General features: G+C 60.4%; 17 protein-coding genes. 14 read left to right on the top strand and 3 right to left on the bottom strand.

The annotated features are described in order from the left end of the window. A partial coding sequence (locus AC07OF_RS00005) for a hypothetical protein (RefSeq protein WP_495072448.1) occupies positions 1-267 on the top strand: 267 nt, incomplete at its 5' end. A 137-nt stretch (positions 268-404) separates the two neighbouring features. Here AC07OF_RS00005 and AC07OF_RS00010 read toward each other — a convergent pair. Both AC07OF_RS00010 and AC07OF_RS00015 read right to left on the bottom strand, forming a co-directional pair. Then, positions 405-1,625 (bottom strand): CaiB/BaiF CoA transferase family protein, encoded by a 1,221-nt coding sequence (locus tag AC07OF_RS00010; RefSeq protein ID WP_495072449.1) that lies wholly within the window; start codon positions 1,623-1,625, stop codon positions 405-407. 14 nt (positions 1,626-1,639) lie between these two features. Beyond that, a complete protein-coding gene (locus AC07OF_RS00015; protein WP_157190697.1) occupies positions 1,640-2,821 on the bottom strand; it encodes an acyl-CoA dehydrogenase in 1,182 nt (393 codons plus the stop codon). Between the two features lie 160 nt (positions 2,822-2,981). Between AC07OF_RS00015 and AC07OF_RS00020 the strand changes: the two genes are divergently transcribed. The 10 genes from AC07OF_RS00020 (at position 2,982) to AC07OF_RS00065 (ending at position 12,738) form a co-directional block, all read left to right on the top strand. Beyond that, complete coding sequence (locus AC07OF_RS00020) at positions 2,982-3,908, top strand: LysR family transcriptional regulator (protein WP_495072450.1); 927 nt, start codon at positions 2,982-2,984, stop codon at positions 3,906-3,908. Between the two features lie 407 nt (positions 3,909-4,315). Then, positions 4,316-5,437 carry a Re/Si-specific NAD(P)(+) transhydrogenase subunit alpha gene (locus tag AC07OF_RS00025; RefSeq protein ID WP_191833957.1) on the top strand — a complete coding sequence of 374 codons (1,122 nt, stop codon included), beginning with the start codon at positions 4,316-4,318 and terminating at the stop codon, positions 5,435-5,437. Positions 5,438-5,448: 11 nt separating this feature from the next. Further along, positions 5,449-5,766: an NAD(P) transhydrogenase subunit alpha part 2 gene (locus tag AC07OF_RS00030; protein WP_157190694.1), complete on the top strand. Its 318-nt coding sequence runs from the start codon at positions 5,449-5,451 to the stop codon at positions 5,764-5,766. Between the two features lie 2 nt (positions 5,767-5,768). Continuing rightward, entirely contained in the window at positions 5,769-7,205 is a 1,437-nt protein-coding gene (locus AC07OF_RS00035) for an NAD(P)(+) transhydrogenase (Re/Si-specific) subunit beta (RefSeq protein ID WP_157190693.1), read from the top strand. A gap of 177 nt (positions 7,206-7,382) precedes the next feature. Continuing rightward, positions 7,383-8,876, top strand: coding sequence for a succinyl-CoA:acetate CoA-transferase ScpC (scpC, locus tag AC07OF_RS00040; RefSeq protein ID WP_038605313.1), 1,494 nt, complete (start codon positions 7,383-7,385; stop codon positions 8,874-8,876). Positions 8,877-9,194: 318 nt separating this feature from the next. Beyond that, on the top strand, positions 9,195-9,410 hold the full coding sequence (locus tag AC07OF_RS00045; protein WP_038605311.1) for a DUF1127 domain-containing protein: 216 nt from the start codon (positions 9,195-9,197) through the stop codon (positions 9,408-9,410). A 293-nt stretch (positions 9,411-9,703) separates the two neighbouring features. After that, positions 9,704-10,021: a DUF2388 domain-containing protein gene (locus tag AC07OF_RS00050; RefSeq protein WP_157190692.1), complete on the top strand. Its 318-nt coding sequence runs from the start codon at positions 9,704-9,706 to the stop codon at positions 10,019-10,021. A 120-nt stretch (positions 10,022-10,141) separates the two neighbouring features. After that, positions 10,142-10,435 (top strand): DUF2388 domain-containing protein, encoded by a 294-nt coding sequence (locus AC07OF_RS00055; RefSeq protein ID WP_157190691.1) that lies wholly within the window; start codon positions 10,142-10,144, stop codon positions 10,433-10,435. Positions 10,436-10,462: 27 nt separating this feature from the next. Then, the gene (locus tag AC07OF_RS00060) at positions 10,463-10,783 is read left to right on the top strand and encodes a DUF2388 domain-containing protein (RefSeq protein WP_038605304.1); all 321 of its coding nucleotides are present in this window, start codon (positions 10,463-10,465) and stop codon (positions 10,781-10,783) included. Then, on the top strand, positions 10,780-12,738 hold the full coding sequence (locus tag AC07OF_RS00065; RefSeq protein ID WP_157190690.1) for a DUF7844 domain-containing protein: 1,959 nt from the start codon (positions 10,780-10,782) through the stop codon (positions 12,736-12,738). Before AC07OF_RS00060 ends, AC07OF_RS00065 begins: the two co-directional genes overlap by 4 nt. A 9-nt stretch (positions 12,739-12,747) precedes the next feature. Here AC07OF_RS00065 and AC07OF_RS00070 read toward each other — a convergent pair whose 3' ends face one another. After that, positions 12,748-13,149 (bottom strand): GFA family protein, encoded by a 402-nt coding sequence (locus tag AC07OF_RS00070; RefSeq protein WP_157190689.1) that lies wholly within the window; start codon positions 13,147-13,149, stop codon positions 12,748-12,750. Positions 13,150-13,453: 304 nt separating this feature from the next. Here AC07OF_RS00070 and AC07OF_RS00075 point away from each other — a divergent pair, with 304 nt between their 5' ends. From AC07OF_RS00075 to AC07OF_RS00085, 3 genes are all read left to right on the top strand, one after another. Next, the gene (locus AC07OF_RS00075; protein ID WP_157190688.1) at positions 13,454-14,761 is read left to right on the top strand and encodes a CitMHS family transporter; all 1,308 of its coding nucleotides are present in this window, start codon (positions 13,454-13,456) and stop codon (positions 14,759-14,761) included. A 72-nt stretch (positions 14,762-14,833) separates the two neighbouring features. After that, a complete protein-coding gene (locus AC07OF_RS00080) occupies positions 14,834-15,607 on the top strand; it encodes a TerC family protein (RefSeq protein WP_157190687.1) in 774 nt (257 codons plus the stop codon). A gap of 219 nt (positions 15,608-15,826) precedes the next feature. Beyond that, positions 15,827-17,485, top strand: a complete 1,659-nt coding sequence (locus AC07OF_RS00085) for a Na/Pi cotransporter family protein (RefSeq protein WP_495072451.1) — start codon at positions 15,827-15,829, stop codon at positions 17,483-17,485. The last annotated feature ends 28 nt before the right edge of the window (positions 17,486-17,513 follow it).

Genomic DNA, 17,513 nt, shown 5'->3' on the forward strand with positions numbered 1-17,513 from the left:
CTTGATTCGATTGTTAAAGAGCGGTGGTTGAAGTCTTTCGCTTCAACCGAGGCGCGCATTCTACGCTTTCCTCAGAGCCTGTCAAGCGTTTATTTTGAAGTTTTTCAGAATTTCTCTTTCAACTTCAACCGCTTAACTCGCTGCGATCTCTCGTCAGCGGGAGGCGAATTCTACAGCGTTTCAATCCGCTGTCAACCACCTTTTTCACCGCTGCCGATCTTTCGATCGAAGCCCTTCCGGCATTACCTGGAACAGTTAACTCGTTGAATCTCAAGGAGTTTTCCGTTCCGACTGCGCCGGAAGTGGGGCGAATTATAGAGAGATCCACAGGCACGTCAAGGACTTATTTCAAACTTATGACAATAAGCCCTTAACGCGCCTTAGCTATATAGAAGGGAAGGCAACTAGACCACCTTGGCTGCCTGCAGTCGCTCGATCTCCGCTGCATCCAGGCCAAGCACTTCGCCAAGTATCTGCTGGGTATGCTCCCCCAGCAGCGGTGGCGCATTGCGGTACTCCACCGGCGTCTCGGAAAGGCGTATAGGGCTTGCCACCTGCGGCACCTTGCCAGCCAGCGGATGCGGAATTTCGATAGCCAGGCCGCGCGCCTTGACCTGCGGGTCGGCAAACATCTGCGCCAGGTCATTGATAGGCCCGCAAGGCACACCCGCCGTCTCCAGCTGCGCCACCCATTCAGCGGTAGTCTTGAACACCGTGGCCTGGCGGATCAGCGGAATCAGCTCGGCACGATTGGCTACCCGCTGCTTATTAGTAGCAAAGCGCGGATCATCCGCCCATTGCGGCTGCCCGGCCACTTCGGCGAATTTGCGGAACTGCCCGTCGTTACCCACGGTAAGGATGAAATCACCGTCGGCAGTGGGGAAGTCCTGGTAAGGCACGATGTTGGGATGCGCATTGCCCAGACGCCGGGGCGGTGCGCCGGTAGTCAGGTAGTTCATCGCCTGATTGGCCAGACAAGCCACCTGAACATCGAGCAACGCCATATCGATATGCTGGCCACCGCCATCATGATCACGATGGGCGAGGGCGGCCAGAATCGCCACGGTGGAATACAGGCCGGTAAGAATGTCGGTCAGCGCCACCCCCACCTTGACCGGCCCGGCACCTTCATCACCCTCGGGACGCCCGGTCAGGCTCATCAGCCCACCCAGGCCCTGGATCATGAAGTCGTAGCCTGCACGCTTGGCATAGGGCCCGGTCTGGCCGAAGCCGGTGATCGAGCAATAGATAAGCCGTGGATTGAGCGCCTTCAGGCTTTCATAGTCCAGGCCGTAAGCCGCCAGGCCTCCGACCTTGAAGTTCTCGATGACCACATCGGACTTCGCCGCCAGCTCACGCACCAGGCGCTGGCCTTCGGGTTGAGTGAAGTCGATGGTCACCGAGCGCTTGTTGCGGTTGGCCGATAGATAGTAGGCCGCCTCACTGGTGTTCTCACCATAGGCGTCCTTGAGGAAGGGCGGCCCCCAGGCACGCGTGTCATCGCCGGTTCCCGGGCGCTCGACCTTGATCACTTCGGCCCCGAGGTCGGCGAGGATCTGCCCGGACCACGGTCCGGCCAGCACTCGCGACAAATCCAGCACCCGCAGATGAGATAGCGCGCCCATGGGCTGGCTCCTTATTAGTAGAAGGCCTGGATGCCGGTTTGTGCGCGACCGAGGATCAGCGCGTGCACGTCGTGAGTACCTTCATAGGTATTGACCACTTCCAGGTTGACCAGATGACGGGCTACACCGAATTCGTCGGAGATACCGTTGCCGCCGAGCATGTCCCGCGCCAGGCGCGCAATATCCAGGGCTTTGCCGCAAGAGTTGCGCTTCATGATCGAAGTGATCTCTACCGCTGCAGTACCTTCATCCTTCATCCGCCCCAGGCGCAGGCAGCCTTGCAGGGCCAGGGTAATCTCGGTCTGCATGTCGGCCAGCTTCTTCTGGATCAGCTGATTGGCTGCCAGTGGGCGGCCGAACTGCTTGCGATCCAGGGTGTACTGGCGAGCGGTATGCCAGCAGGCCTCAGCGGCGCCAAGCGCACCCCAGGAGATGCCATAGCGGGCCGAGTTCAGGCAGGTGAACGGACCTTTCAGGCCTCGTACATCCGGGAAGATGTTCTCTTCCGGCACAAAAACGTTATCCATGACGATTTCGCCGGTGATCGAAGCGCGCAGGCCGACCTTGCCGTGAATGGCCGGAGCACTGAGACCCTGCCAGCCTTTCTCCAGCACGAAACCGCGGATGTCGCCGGCATCGTCCTTGGCCCAGACCACGAAGACATCGGCGATCGGGCTGTTGGTGATCCACATCTTGTTGCCGGTCAGGCGATAGCCGCCGTCGACTTTCTTCGCCCGGGTGATCATCGAGCCCGGATCGGAACCATGATCAGGCTCGGTCAGGCCGAAGCAACCGATCCATTCGCCACTGGCAAGCTTGGGCAGATACTTCTGCTTGGTTGCTTCAGAGCCGAACTCGTTGATCGGCACCATGACCAGGGAAGACTGCACACTCATCATCGAGCGGTAGCCCGAATCAATGCGCTCCACTTCACGGGCGATCAGGCCGTAGCAAACGTAGTTCAAGCCGCTGCCACCGTATTGCTCAGGGATGGTCGCGCCGAGCAGGCCGACTTCGCCCATTTCGCGGAAGATCGCAGGATCGGTCTGCTCATGACGGAAGGCTTCCAGCACGCGCGGGGCCAGCTTGTCCTGGGCGAACTGATACGCGCTGTCACGCACCATGCGCTCTTCTTCAGTGAGCTGCTGGTCGAGCAACAGTGGGTCGATCCAGTTGAAGCTTGCTTTACCGGCCATGAGCGAATCCTCGAAAAATGGGACCAGAGTTGTTGTGCATTGATCCTAGGCCTGATCAGCCGACGAGACAAACGAGGAATGCGCATAGTCTTGTGATAATTTCTCACTCCGTAACGAGCAAAAAGCCCATCCTTACGCACCATTAGTGAGATTGACGTACATGCGACGGAAGATCCCCAGCACTGCGGCCCTGGTCTGCTTCGAGGCCGCCGCCCGCCACGAGAGCTTCACCAAGGCCTCACACGAGCTGTCCCTCACTCAGGGTGCCGTATGTCGGCAAATTGCCGGGTTGGAGGAGTTTCTCAATGTCGAACTGTTTCGCCGTTCGCGTCGCGGGGTAAAGCTCACCGAAGCCGGGCTCTCCTACAGCCGCCGGGTAGCCACGCAACTGGATGCGGTGGAACGCGATACCTTGTCGGTGATGGGCCAGCAGGGTGCCAACGTCATTGAACTCGCCGTGGTTCCGACCTTCGGCACCCAATGGCTGCTGCCCAGGCTCAAGGACTTTCAGCAACGTCATCCGGAAGTCACGGTCAACCTGACCAACCGCACCCGGCCGTTCCTGTTTGCCGACACCCCTTTCGATGCCGCCATCTATTTCGGCGATGCCGATTGGTCCGGTACGCACTCCCATCGATTGATGGGCGAGAACCCGGTACCGGTCTGCAGCCCGGGCTTGCTGGGCGGAGCAGGGCAGCTGGATGGCGAACAGATCGCCCAGCTGCCCCTGCTTCAGCAAACCACGCGCCCCTACGCCTGGCGCCAATGGTTCAACAGCCTGGAGATGAACGTTGCGCGCGACATGACTGGCCCGCGCTATGAGCTATTCTCGATGTTGGCACAGGCCGCCATGCACGAGATGGGTGTGGCGCTGATTCCACCGTTCCTTATTCAGCGTGAACTGGCAGAAGGGCGCCTGGTTGTGGCCAACCGACACGGGTTGTCGAGCATCAAGGCGTATTACCTGATGATCCCGGAACGCAAGGTAGAGTCCGCCTCGCTGCGTGCGTTTCGCGATTGGCTGGTGGTTGAAGCCGAGCACTATGCCGCGGCACACAAGGACGACAGCCATAACCTGACCCCGTAGTCAGCAAAAATGGAGCCCTACAGATGTACGTAAATGTCGCAATTTGCACAACTGTTTTGCCACCCCCTCCAGCACCTCTTAACCCTGCTGTTTATGCGGCCTTCACTGCATAAATCACGTTTTGATCAGCGCTTTCAGAGAATTCGGCGGAATTTTTTCAAAATTTACCGTAATCTCCCTGAAGCCCATAGTTTGCGGGCTCCAGGCCTGTTCTTGCGACATTCGGTCACAGGGTGACTTGTAGTTTGATTAACGTCACCCTTCAAAACTGGTTGAAGCAATTCAGGAATCACCTGCAAAATGCCGCGCCCCGCCGGAATTCGGCGGGATCGTGCTGATCGGCCGCCCCAGAAGCACCATCCGCAGTGCACTGGTTTACCTACAAAAGATCACGCAGGAGATTTGACGTGCACATTGGTGTTCCACTCGAAACGCAGACGGGCGAAACACGGGTTGCTGCAACCCCGGAAACCATCAAGAAACTGATTGGTCAGGGGCATCAGGTCACCGTCCAGAGCGGCGCCGGCATCAACGCCAGCGTTCCGGACAGTGCCTATGAAGCAGCAGGCGCCACTATTGGCAGCGCTGCCGATGCGTTTGGTGCACAGCTTGTTCTGAAAGTTGTGGCTCCCGACGATAGCGAACTGGCCCAGATCAAGAGCGGCACCGTACTGGTGGGTATGCTCAATCCGTTCAACAACGACATCATCGCCAAGATGGCTGAATGCGGGATTACCGCCTTCGCCCTCGAAGCGGCGCCGCGCACCTCCCGGGCGCAGAGCCTCGATGTACTGTCTTCGCAGGCCAACATTGCCGGTTACAAAGCGGTATTGCTGGCGGCTCATCACTATCCGCGCTTCATGCCGATGCTGATGACCGCAGCCGGGACCGTGAAAGCCGCTCGCGTGCTGGTTCTCGGTGCCGGCGTGGCCGGGCTGCAGGCCATCGCCACGGCCAAGCGCCTGGGTGCGGTGATCGAAGCCTCGGACGTGCGTCCGGCGGTGAAAGAGCAGATCGAATCGTTGGGCGCCAAGTTCATCGACGTCCCTTACGAGACCGATGAAGAACGCGAATGCGCCGAAGGTGTCGGCGGCTATGCCCGGCCAATGCCCGCCAGCTGGATGCAGCGCCAGGCCCAAGCCGTGCACGAGCGCGCCAAGCAGGCCGATATCGTCATCACCACCGCCCTGATTCCTGGGCGCAAGGCACCGACGCTGCTCAGCGCCGAGACCGTCGCGCAAATGAAACCGGGCTCGGTAGTCATTGACCTGGCCGCAGCCCAGGGCGGCAACTGCCCGCTGACCGTCGCCGACCAGGTGGTGATCGAAAATGGCGTGACCATCGTCGGCCCGACCAACCTGCCAGCGCAGGTTGGGGCGGATGCTTCGGCACTGTATGCACGCAACCTGCTCGACTTCATGAAGCTGCTGTTCGACAAGGACAGTGCGCTTGTGATCAACCTCGAAGACGATATCGTCGCCGCGTGCCTGATGTGCCGCGACGGCCAGATCATCCGCAAGAACGGATAAGGAGCCAGACAATGGAAGACATGCTGATCTCTCACGGCGTCTATAACCTGATCATTTTCGTGCTGGCGATCTATGTCGGTTACCACGTGGTGTGGAACGTCACCCCGGCACTGCATACCCCTCTGATGGCGGTTACCAACGCCATTTCCGCCATCGTCATCGTCGGCGCCATGCTGGCTGCCGCGCTGACCGTAACGCCGCTGGGCAAAACCATGGGCACCCTCGCGGTGGCCCTGGCAGCGGTCAACGTATTCGGTGGTTTCCTCGTCACCCGGCGCATGCTGGAGATGTTCAAGAAGAAAGCCGTAAAGGCTGAGGGGAAGCAGTAAACATGAGCATGAACCTGGTAACACTTCTCTACCTCGTCGCCTCGATTTGCTTCATCCAGGCGCTCAAGGGCCTGTCGCACCCGACCACCTCGCGGCGCGGCAACCTGTTCGGCATGCTCGGCATGGCGCTGGCGATCGTCACCACCGTCGGCCTGATCTACAAGCTGGGTGCGGAGCTGGCCACTGACGGTATCGGTTATGTGATTGTCGGCCTGCTGGTCGGCGGCACCGCCGGTTCGATCATGGCCAAGCGCGTTGAAATGACCAAGATGCCCGAGCTGGTGGCCTTCATGCACAGCATGATCGGTCTGGCCGCGGTATTCATTGCCATCGCCGCAGTGGTCGAGCCGCAATCGCTGGGTATCGTTTCCAGCATCAGCGATCCGATCCCGACCGGTAACCGCCTGGAGCTGTTCCTCGGTGCCGCCATTGGTGCGATCACCTTCTCCGGTTCGGTGATTGCCTTCGGCAAGCTCTCTGGCAAGTACAAGTTCCGCCTGTTCCAGGGCGCACCGGTACAGTTCACCGGCCAGCACAAGCTGAACCTGATTCTGGGCCTGGCTACCATCGGCCTGGGTCTGGTCTTCACCTTTACCGGCAACTTGAGCGCCTTCGCCCTGATGCTGATCCTGGCGTTCGTCATGGGCGTGCTGATCATCATCCCGATCGGCGGCGCCGACATGCCGGTCGTAGTGTCGATGCTCAACAGCTACTCGGGCTGGGCGGCGGCCGGTATCGGCTTCTCGCTGAACAACTCGATGCTGATCATTGCCGGTTCGCTGGTGGGTTCGTCGGGTGCCATCCTCTCGTACATCATGTGCAAGGCGATGAACCGCTCGTTCTTCAACGTGATCCTCGGCGGTTTCGGCGGTGCTACAGACGCCGGCGGTCCAGCCGGTGCGCAGGAAGCCCGCCCGGTGAAATCCGGTTCGGCCGATGACGCCACTTTCCTGCTGAGCAACGCCGACACCGTGATCATCGTTCCAGGCTATGGCCTGGCAGTGGCCCGTGCCCAGCACGCGCTGAAGGAACTGACCGAGAAGCTGACCCACAACGGCGTCACCGTGAAGTATGCGATTCACCCGGTGGCAGGGCGCATGCCTGGGCACATGAACGTACTGCTGGCCGAAGCCGAAGTGCCGTACGACCAGGTGTTCGAGATGGAAGACATCAACTCCGAGTTCGGCCAGGCCGACGTGGTGCTGGTGCTCGGCGCCAACGACGTGGTCAACCCGGCAGCGAAGAACGATCCGAAATCGCCAATCGCCGGTATGCCGATCCTTGAAGCGTTCAAGGCCAAGACCATCATCGTCAACAAGCGCTCCATGGCGAGTGGCTATGCGGGGCTTGATAACGAACTGTTCTATCTGGACAAAACCATGATGGTTTTCGGCGACGCCAAGAAGGTCATCGAGGACATGGTCAAAGCCGTCGACTAAGTCGTTGTCAGGCTGTGACAATTAGCCCCAGCGCGGTACCGGCTGGGGCTTTTTAATGCCCGGCCCGCCGACAGAAGGCTCTATTTCCTGGCTTCGCATTCGACCTTGGTCGCGGGACGCCGGGCTGCTAAATCACTAGACTGCGCATCTAGCTTTAGTAGCCTGAGATAACAATCCATGTACCGTGATCGTATCCGCTTGTCCTCCCTGCACAGCAAGGTAATGAGTGCGGCTGATGCCGCTGGCCTGATCGAGGACGGCATGACCGTCGGCATGAGCGGCTTCACCCGCGCCGGCGAAGCCAAGGCGGTGCCGCATGCACTGGCCGAACGTGCCAAGCAATCTCCGCTGCAGATCAGCCTGATGACCGGTGCCAGCCTGGGCAACGACCTGGACAAAGAACTGACCGAAGCCGGCGTTCTGGCCCGTCGCATGCCATTCCAGGTCGACAGCACGCTGCGCAAAGCCATCAACGATGGCAAAGTCATGTTCATCGACCAGCACCTGTCGGAAACCGTGGAACAGCTGCGCAACCAGCAACTGAAGCTGCCGGACATCGCGGTCATCGAAGCGGTTGCCATCACCGAGCAAGGCCATATCGTACCGACCACTTCGGTGGGGAACTCGGCCAGCTTCGCGATCTTCGCCAAACAGGTGATCGTCGAGATCAACATGGCCCACAACGCCAACCTGGAAGGTCTGCACGACATCTATATCCCGACCTACCGGCCAACCCGCACGCCGATCCCGCTGGTCAAAGTCGATGACCGCATCGGCAGCACCGCGATCCCGATCGACCCGGCCAAGATTGTCGGCATCGTCATCACCGAGCAACCGGACTCGCCGTCCACCGTGCTGCCGCCCGATGATGAAACCCAGGGCATCGCCAACCACCTGATCAACTTCCTCAAGCAGGAAGTGGACGCAGGGCGCATGACCAACAAGCTCGGCCCGCTGCAGGCCGGTATCGGCAGCATCGCCAACGCTGTAATGTGCGGCCTGATCGATTCGCCGTTCGAAGACCTGACCATGTACTCCGAAGTACTGCAGGACTCGACCTTCGACCTGATCGACGCCGGCAAGCTGAGCTTTGCCTCGGGCAGCTCCATCACCCTGTCGAGCCGCCGCAACGCCGACGTGTTCGGCAACCTGGAGCGCTACAAGGACAAACTGGTCCTGCGCCCGCAGGAAATTTCCAACCACCCTGAAGTGGTGCGCCGCCTGGGCATCATCGGCATCAACACCGCCCTTGAGTTCGACCTGTACGGCAACGTCAACTCCACGCACGTCTGCGGCACGCGGATGATGAACGGCATTGGTGGCTCCGGCGACTTCGCCCGCAACGCCCACCTGGCAATCTTCGTCACCAAGTCCATCGCCAAAGGCGGCGCGATCTCCAGCGTTGTGCCTATGGTCAGCCACGTGGACCATACCGAGCACGACGTTGATATCCTCGTCACCGAGCAAGGCCTGGCCGACCTGCGTGGCCTGGCACCGCGTGAACGTGCACGGGTGATCATCGACAACTGCGTGCACCCGGACTATCGCGAAGCGCTGAATGACTACTTCACTCGCGCCTGCGAGAAGGGTGGTCATACTCCGCATATCCTGCGCGAAGCCCTGGCCTGGCACGAAAACCTGGAAGAAACCGGGCGCATGCTCGCCAGCTAAGCCACACAGTTTTCAGCCGGTGGTGCGCAATGCTCACCGGCTGAACAGTTGGCAACCTTGATCCAGCATAAACTGTTCTACTGTACCGGTGTTTTCACCTCGATTTTCCCTCGCCGCACTCGCCCCTCACGCAAAAACGCACCACTTAAGTGCAGACCAGTACAGTTGCGCCTATTCGGAGTGCAACAGTGCCCTAAAACAGTTAACTGGCCCATCACAATGTAGGTGAACTGTATCTACTGTTATGGACGACAGAGGAGGATCATTGGCATCAGTTAAATCACTACCTAATGCCGCCACAAGCGGAAGGATGACATCATGGAACGTACCCTCAGTTCCGATCTGGTTTTCGAACGCTCCAACGAACAATCCAAGGCCGCGCTGCCACTGCGCCTGCTGGCCAACCTGATGCTGTGGCAACGTCGCATCGCCAGCCGCCACCAACTGGCCCGTCTGGATTCGCGCCTGCTGGCCGACGCCGGGATCAGCGAAGCACAACGCTACGAAGAGCTGAGCAAGCCGTTCTGGCGTTAATGCAGGGCTCGCCGGCCAAGGCCGGCACCTCGAATTCCGAAAACCCGTCGCAGGTTACTGCTGACGGGTTTTTTCGTTTTGAAGCCGCGAGATAGAGCGGCTACGGGCACGACAGGTACAGTTTGCGAAGAGTTATTTTTTATAGGTACAGTTGATAAATCTTGCCGCAACCTTGTCCAATTCGCAGACGCCGATCGCGTGATACCCTTAGGACACCCAGTCTGGTAAAAAGTAGCGCAACCGGCTGAGCGTGCGTCTGACACAAAGAACCCGCTTCAACCAGGAGATCGACCATGTTCCGTACTCGCTTGTTTGGCGCCGCGCTGGTACTGGCTCTGGCTTCCACTGCCAACGCCACCAGCTTCGTCGTAACCACTGACACTATCGTTCGCGGCGTCGCGGCGTCCACCGATGCCACCTCCGACGTATCCTCATCGTTCCGTGACGACAAGATCGTGCGCGCCGCCCGTGACGACGCTGCCAGCTTCGTTGCCAGCCACGGCGAGATCCGCGGCGTGAAGCTCGAAAGTGCCTTCGCCCACATCCGTCAGCAGGCACCAAGCCTGCAGGCCAGCGACGCACAACTGGCCCAGGCCATCCTGGCGCTCTGAGTTCGTCTGTTTCCGGCTTCAGCATGTAACAACATGCAAAGAAGCCGGGTGCCCTGCGCTGGTCCTTGCCAGCGCATTGGGATAGCCTTTGCCGTCTGATTCGCCAGCCTAACGAGACCCATGCGTTATCTGTCATTACTGTTGCTTGTGTTGTGCTGGACCGGTGCTGCCCAGGCCGTGGACCTCACCACCAACAATCTTGTCGTCAGCGGTTACGTCACCAGCAAGGTGACCTCGGCGCCCTTCGATCGCAAACTGCTGCTCAATGCCCAGGATGATGCCGCCGCGTTTGTCGCCAGCGACGGCCAGATACACAGTGTCCGACTGCAGGCCGCCCTGAGCCGGTTGCGCGAGACCCACCCTGAACTTGCTGTCGCCGACTTTGAACTGGCGCAGGCAATTCTCGTCCAATGATTACCCCCGTTCTTCCGGAGATGCTCCATGCGTAACCCGCTGATTGCCGCCACCCTTGGCCTTCTGTTGCTGGCCGATGTTGCCCAGGCACAAACCCTGGTGGCCACCAGCAACATCATCGTGCGCGCGTTCGGCCGCTCGCTCGACTTCACTTCCGATACCACCACCTCGATTCGCGACTCCAAAGTCGTCCGCGAAGCCCGTGACGATGCCGCCAGTTACGTCGCCAGCAGCGGTGAAATCCGTGGTGCGCAACTGGAAGCCGCCTTCGATACCTTGCGCCAGCGTGTTCCTGAAGCACGTCAGGCCAGCGATCAAGCCCTGGCTGAAGCCATTCTCGCCCTGTGAACACCCTGCGCGCCTGGTTGCTGGGTGGCCTGCTGACGCTACTCGGCAGCCCAGCCTTGGCCGACCTGCAGTTGCAACTGCAGACAGAGGGGCTTGAGCCTGCACAGCAACGTGCCAGCCAGGCACTGCTGGATGAAGCCATGCAGGCGCTGCCACCGAGCTTCAAGGCGCGACTGGATCGGCGCGTGCGGGTCAGCTGGAGCACGAAGATGCCTGAAGATGCCTACGGCCAGGCATCGCTGGTATCAACGCTTGAACTCAATCGCCGGCTGCTGCCCGGCCTCACCGATGGCAGCGCAGCCAGCCAAAAAACCGGTCGCCCCCACGGCACAGTGCGCCAGGAGCTGCTGGCCACCGTGCTGCACGAGCTGACGCATATCTACGATCGCGCCCGCCTCTGGCAGGGCAGCGAACGGCGCCTGATCAACCAGTGCGCCCGGCATTTGAGCAGTCAGGGCAAGGTTGGCCTGCCTGAACAGTGCCGCGGGCAGACCGAGCGGCGCTTTACCCTCAGCGATGATCCGCGCCTGCTCGACCTGGCCGGCTGGCCGCAATATGTCGGCAGGCGAGGGGAGCGCGAACAACATAACCGTCAGGTAGCTCGCAGCCCCGACAGTTATGAGCTGAGCAGCCCGAAGGAGTTCATCGCGGTCAACATGGAGTATTTCCTCCTTGACCCGAGCTTCGCCTGCCGGCGGCCAGCACTGCAGAGCTATCTGAAAGAGCACTTCGATTGGGCGCCGGAACATCCGGCCTGCCCGCAAGCGCTGCCGTTTCTAAACGCCGGTAATGATTTTGCCAAGGCACCACTGGGCGAAATCGACCCGGAGCGCGTGTACGCCGTGGACTACCTGTTGGCCGAAGCCAACCAGAACTGGGTCAGCCGCTGGGGCCACAGCATGCTGCGTCTGGTCATCTGCGCCCCCGGACGCCCGCGCGGCCCTGACTGCCGGCTCGACCTCGACCAACACCTGGTGCTGTCGTACCGCGCCTTCGTCAATGATGTGCAGCTATCGAGCTGGGACGGCCTGACCGGGGCTTACCCTTCACGTCTGTTCGTCCTGCCCCTGGCCCAGGTCATCGACGAGTACACCAAGACCGAACTGCGCAGCCTTGCCTCGATCCCCCTCAAGTTTGAGCGCAATGAGCTGGAAAGCCTGGTGCGCCAGGCGGCCGAGATGCACTGGAGCTACGACGGCAACTACTACTTTCTGTCCAACAACTGTGCGGTGGAAACCCTCAAGCTGTTGCGCAGCGGCACCGCCAACCCGCGCCTGGCCGATCTGGACAGCATCGTGCCAAATGGCTTGCTGGAAGTGCTGCAGGGACGTGGGCTGGCCGATGTCAGCGTGCTCGATGATCCCCGCGAGGCGCTGCGCCTGGGTTACCGCTTCGATTCCTACCGTGACCGCTACCAGGCCATGTTCCTGGTGCTTAAACAGCAGTTGCCAATCCCCCAGGACAGTGTCGAAGCCTGGCTGGATCAATCTGCCAAGCAACGCCAGCAGTGGTTCTCACAGGCGGATCTGCGCACCAGTGCAGCGTTGCTCCTGCTTGAGCAGGCGAGCTTGCGCAAGCAACTGCTGCTGGCCCAGGACGAAGTTAAACAGCGCTACCTGACGGGCCGGGCAGCGAATGATGCCAGCGTGGCCAAGGCCAATGGCACGCTGCAGCAGATTCTTGCCAACAGTGGTTTTCTCAGTCGGCCGGCGGAGCTGCTGGGTAGCAGCGGCTACGGCTTGCCACAGGCAGGGGAACGCAAGCTGCTGATCAGCGAGTCCAGCCAGCGGCAAAAGCAGCTGCAAACGCTCAGTGCCGATCTGGACAAGGAAGTACGTGCGCTGCTCGGCCCGGCCAGGGCAGCTGAAATTGCCGCGGTCGAAGCCAACATCAAGCAGGTTGGCGAACATTTGCGCGCCCTGCACAAGGCCGCCGGTGGTCTGCAGCTACCCTGAGCAACTTGCCTAGAGGGTTTCTTCAGACTCACCCGGCAAATGCTCATCCAGATGCAGCCAGGGCAGGCGGCTGCTGGTCCAGATATGCCGTTGCGGCCGGGCCAGCTCAGGCTGATCCAGCGTGGTGATGGTGATGTCGATGGTTTCCGGGCTCAGGTCGGTGGTCAGCGCCACCTGTGCCCCGCATCGGCTGCAGAAGTAGCGCACGCAACTGGGTGAAGAGTCGTAGCGTTGCGGCGTACCGTTCAACCACTGGAAATCAGCGCAGGGCAGGGTCGCCCAGGTCACCAGCAGCCCGCCACTGACCCGTCGACACACCGAGCAATGACAGTGGGCGACGTCCGTCAACGGCCCTCGAACCCGGTAGCGCAAGGCGCCGCAATGGCAGCCGCCTTCGTATGTATCGCCCATCACTTGTCCCTCCAGCGCCTGTGGCCTGACGCCAACAATGCACCTCTCGTCGCCATTGGGCCAGCGAAAGCTGGCTGAAAGCTTGCCGGCTTAGGATGACCGCCACTACCGGCACAGACCGGTCAGCCAGGGCACCTGACTTCCTGTACAGCGCCCGGCCCAATTAACAACAACAATGGTGATTCTGATGTTTGCTTACAACCGCCTCCCCGCTGCACACCCTCCGCTATTCCATGCGCCGCGCCTCGCGCGCTGATCCGCCCGACTCGTTCCTTTTTCGACGCGATACGCCTGGAGTACTCCTATGCTGACCTTCCTCGGCTTTGCCATGGTCATCACCTTCATGTACCTGATCATGACCAAGCGCCTGTCGGCCTTGATCGCCCTGATCCTGGTACCGATCATTTTCGCCCTGTTCGGTGGCTTCTCCGGCGATATCGGACCGATGATGCTGCAAGGCATCACCAAGCTGGCCCCGACCGGGGTGATGCTGATGTTCGCCATCCTGTACTTCGGTCTGATGATCGATTCCGGTCTGTTCGATCCGGCCGTGCGCAAGATTCTCAAGATGGTCAAAGGTGACCCGCTGAAAGTTTCGGTGGGCACCGCTGTGCTGGCTCTGGTCGTGTCGATGGACGGCGACGGCGCCACCACCTACATGATCTGCGTGGCGGCCATGCTGCCGCTGTACAGCCGCCTGGGCATGAGCCCACGGATCATGGCCGGCCTGATCATTCTCGCTGGCGGAGTGATGAACATGACCCCTTGGGGCGGCCCGACCGCGCGTGCAGCCAGCGCCCTGCATGTCGACCCTTCGGACATCTTCGTGCCGATGATCCCGGCCATGCTGGCAGGTGTAGTAGCGATTCTTGCGATTGCCTACATGTACGGTAAGCGTGAACGTGCCCGCCTGGGCGAGTTGCACCTGCCAGGTGACGAAATCGACCACAGCGAAATCAGCGTTTCGCAGTTCCCCGATGCTCGTCGTCCGAAAATGATCTGGTTCAACGGTGCTCTGACCAGCGCGCTGATGGTTGCCCTGGTCGCCGGCCTGCTGCCGCTGCCGGTGCTGTTCATGGTTGCCTTCAGTATTGCCATGATCGTCAACTATCCTTGCCTGCAAATGCAGAAAGACCGCGTTGCCGCGCATTCCGGCAGTGTGCTGGCGGTGGTCGGGCTGATCTTCGCTGCGGGTATCTTCACCGGCATTCTGTCCGGTACCGGCATGGTCGAAGCCATGTCCAAGAGCCTGCTGGCAGTGATTCCTGAAGCCCTGGGCCCGTACCTGGCGGTGATCACCGCGATCGTGAGCATGCCGTTCACCTTCTTCATGTCCAACGACGCCTTCTACTACGGGGTGCTGCCGGTACTCTCCGAAGCCGCCAGCCACTACGGCATCTCGCCAGTGGAAATGGCCCGCGCGTCGATCGTCGGCCAACCCGTGCATCTGCTCAGCCCGCTGGTACCCTCTACCTATCTGTTGGTGGCCCTGGCTGGCATCGACTTCGGCGATCATCAGCGCTTCACCTTGAAGTGGGCAGTGCTGGTCTGCCTGTGCATAATGCTCGCCGCGCTGCTCATGGGAATTTTCCCACTGTTCAGCAGCCTATAAGACAACAGCTTCATACAACCGCAGCACGCCCCTTGCCCGGGCGTTCTGCATTTATCGCACGAAGGAATACACATGGAATGGCTGACCAGCCCAGAAATCTGGGTTGCCTTTTTTACCCTGACGGCTCTTGAGATCGTTCTCGGCATCGACAACATCATCATGATCTCGATCCTGGTCAGCCGCATGCCCAAGCACATGCAGCAACGCACCCGGATTTTCGGCCTGGCCCTGGCCATGGTCACCCGCATTCTGCTGCTGCTGTCGATCACCTGGGTGATGCGCCTGACGGCCGACCTGTTCGTGGTGTTCGACCAGGGTATCTCCGGTCGCGACCTGATCCTGTTCTTCGGTGGCCTGTTCCTGCTGTGGAAAAGCTCGCAGGAGATCTACCACGGCCTGGAAGGCGAGGATGAAACCCACGACGAGCCTGCCGGTAAAGGCGGCAAGTTCCTCTACACCATCATCCAGATTGCCATCATCGACATCGTGTTCTCCCTGGACTCGGTGATCACCGCAGTCGGCATGGTCTCCCATGTTCCGGTGATGATCGCCGCAATCGTGGTCGCTGTACTGGTGATGATGCTCTGCGCCGGTGCCATCAGTAACTTCATCGACAAGCATCCTTCGCTGAAGATGCTCGCCCTGTCGTTCCTGATCGTCGTCGGTACCGTGCTGATCGCCGAAGCCTTCGAAGTGCATGTGCCGAAGGGCTACGTCTACTTCGCCATGGCCTTCTCTCTGGCAGTCGAGGCCATCAACATCAAGATGCGCACCGCCATGGCCCGCAAGAAAAACCAGGAACAAGGCGAACCGGTGAAACTTCGCAAGGATATTCCGGGTCAGTAAACCTGGAGCATCTGTTGAAAGGGCCCTGCGGGGCCCTTTTTTCATTTGATTTCATGACGGTTTTGTTTCAAAGCTCGCGCTGGCTATGCGATGCTGGCGCCAAGCCCTTGGGCCGACTACAGCTTAAGTGAGCACTGGGAAAAACCGCCTGCGATCAGGCCAGGCTCACGGCACCATCCATTTGTCCCACTGGGGCACGATCAACAGGGGGCCTGTTCAATGCTGACCCTGCTCAATCTGCTTTCCGCCGTGGCGCTGCTGATCTGGGGCACGCACATTGTGCGTACCGGCATCCTGCGGGTGTATGGCTCCGACCTGCGGCGCGTGCTGAGTCAGAACATGTCCAGGCGTCCTCTGGCTTTCCTTGCCGGGATCCTGGTGACCGCCATGGTCCAGAGCAGCAACGCAACGGCAATGCTGGTGACCTCCTTTGTCGGTCAGGGGCTGATGTCCTTGACCCCGGCGTTGGCGATCATGCTCGGTGCCGATGTCGGTACGGCACTGATGGCGCGGGTGCTGACTTTCGACCTGTCGTGGCTGTCGCCGCTACTGATCTTCCTCGGGGTGATCTTTTTTCTCTCGCGCAAACAGACCCGGGCCGGACAGTTGGGCCGCGTCGGTATCGGCCTGGGCCTGATCATTCTCGCCCTGCAGCTGATCGTCGAAGCCGCTGCACCGATTACCCAGGCCCAGGGTGTGAAAGTGCTGTTCGCCTCGCTGACTGGCGATATCCTCCTCGACGCTCTGGTCGGTGCGTTGTTTGCGCTGATTTCCTACTCAAGCCTGGCCGCCGTACTGCTCACCGCGACCCTGGCCGGCGCCGAGCTGATCAGCCTGCCAGTGGCCATCGGCCTGGTCATTGGCGCCAACATCGGTAGCGGCCTGCTGGCCTTCCTCAGCACCAGCATGCAGAACGCCGCCGGGCGCCAGGTGGCCCTGGGCAGCCTGCTGTACAAGCTGATCGGCCTGATCCTGATCATCCCGGTGCTCGATCCGCTGGTGCGCTGGATGGACAGCCTGACGTTCAGTGCCCAGGAACTGGTGATCGGTTTTCACCTGCTCTACAACACCCTGCGTTGCCTGATCATGCTGCCGACGGTCAAACCCATGGCCCGCGTCTGCAGCTGGCTGCTACCGGAGCGGGCAGAGGCCAACGGCCGGGCCCGGCCGCGTCACCTGGACCCGGCGGCGCTGAGCACCCCGAGCCTGGCCCTGGCCAACGCCGTGCGTGAGACCCTGCGCGTGGGCGACCTGATCGACAACATGCTCGACGCCATGCACGGCGTGCTGCTGGGCACCCACACAGCGATGACGCAGCAGGTGCGCAGCCTGGGCGAAGACGTCGAAGCGCTGAACAACGCAATCAAACTGTATCTGGCGCAAATGCCCCGCGAGGACCTCAGCACTCAGGACAGCAAGCGCTGGGCGGAAATCATCGAACTGGTGATCAACCTCAAGCTGGCCAGCGACCTGATCGAGCGCATGCTGCGCAAGGTGCAGCAGCAGAAAACGTCTCAACGCCGCGAGTTTTCTGACGTCGGCCTGGAAGAGTTGACCGGCCTGCACAGCCAGTTGCTCGCCAACCTGCGCCTGGGGCTGTCGGTCTTTCTCAGCGCCGACCCGGAAAGTGCCCGCCAGTTGTTACGGGAAAAACGCCGCTTTCGCGCTCAAGAGCGGCGCCTGGCCCATGCCCATGTCAGCCGCCTGCAACGTAAAGTGGTGCAAAGTATCGAAACCAGCGCCTTGCACCTGGAACTGATTGCCGATATGAAACGACTGAACTCCTTGTTCTGCAGCAGTGCCTATGTAGTATTGGGTGGTTCCGATACCGGCGGTTTACTGCTCGACAGTGTCCCGGACGATGCCCATTCACCTTGACCGCTACCGCACAACCCCCGCAAGGAAG

This window comes from Pseudomonas sp. GW821-FHT10B02 (assembly GCF_059415665.1).